This window comes from Fusobacterium perfoetens, assembly GCF_021531475.1.
Lineage (GTDB): Bacteria > Fusobacteriota > Fusobacteriia > Fusobacteriales > Fusobacteriaceae > Fusobacterium_B.
In genome coordinates, this window is record NZ_JADYTX010000072.1 from 1 (window position 1) to 1,157 (window position 1,157).

Sequence of the window (1,157 nt, forward strand, 5' to 3'; positions counted from 1 at the left end):
AATAACAGTATATTACATAAAAATTAAAATAGCTTAATAATTAAAAAATTATTATATAAATATTATACGAGGAGAAATAATGAATTATTTTTTATTTTTAAATCATCCAAAAGGTGAAAAAGTATATAAAGTATCAAAGAAAGCTGAAAAGATAGCTAGACAGTATTTTTCAAATGAAAATATGATACATACAAAAGTTAAAATAAATGGAAAAGAGTATGATGCTGTAATAGACTGGGAAGTTTTTGGAAAATACTCTAATTTTGACTGCTTTAATTGTAGTAATGATTGTTGTGCAGATAGTCCCTCAAAATTAAGAAAAGAAACTAGAGAATTTTTAGTTGATAATTTAGAAGATTTTAATGATATTACTAAAAATCTTGATATAACTTATGAACTTGGTTATGAGGAAGAGGATATAAAAGAGGAACTTCTAAATCAAGAAACTAGAGAAATAATAACTGATATTGAGGAACAGACAGAGATGTGCTTTTACGGATATAAAAGAGAAGATAGAATTACCCTTTGTGGAATCCATTCTCTTTGCCTAAATAAAAATATGGATTATAAAGAAGTTTGTTACTATAAACCACTAGTTTGTTTATTGTGGCCACTAGAAATTTTATCAGAAGATGATAACTCAAAACTTTATATAACACTTCCTGATGATTTTACAAATTCTTTTACTATTGAGGATTATTATGAACTTCCTTGCATAAATGAAGAGTTTTCAAAATCAATGTTATTTAGAAAAAGAAATCCGAAAGGTTTTGAAGAAGAGGGATATAGACCATTTATAGAATCTTATAAAGATACTTTAGTAAATATTTTTGGAGAAGAGTTTTATGATACAGTAAAAAATAGATTAGTAGAAGAAAATTATTTATAAATCTAACTTAAGTGGCTATTGTAAACCTAAAAAATATTAAAGATTCATATAAAATTATCTTAATTAAAAGAAATTATTTTATTTTTAATTTTATATTTCTTAACTATGCAATAACCACTTTTATGTTTTATTATTTTTTAAATATAATTTTAATTTTTTTGTAAATCACTCAAAGAAAATAATTAATCTATATAAAAAATATAGAAAAATAATCTGTAAAAAATAAAATTTTATTAAAATAATTTAGAAAAATTTAAATTTTTTAATA

The 1,157-nt window shown here is 21.7% G+C and carries 1 protein-coding gene; it reads left to right on the forward strand.

Annotation, left to right across the window (positions count from 1 at the left end):
- Nucleotides 1-79 precede the first annotated feature (79 nt).
- Complete coding sequence (locus I6E15_RS10035) at nucleotides 80-889, forward strand: hypothetical protein (protein ID WP_235247631.1); 810 nt, start codon at nucleotides 80-82, stop codon at nucleotides 887-889.
- Nucleotides 890-1,157: the final 268 nt, after the last annotated feature.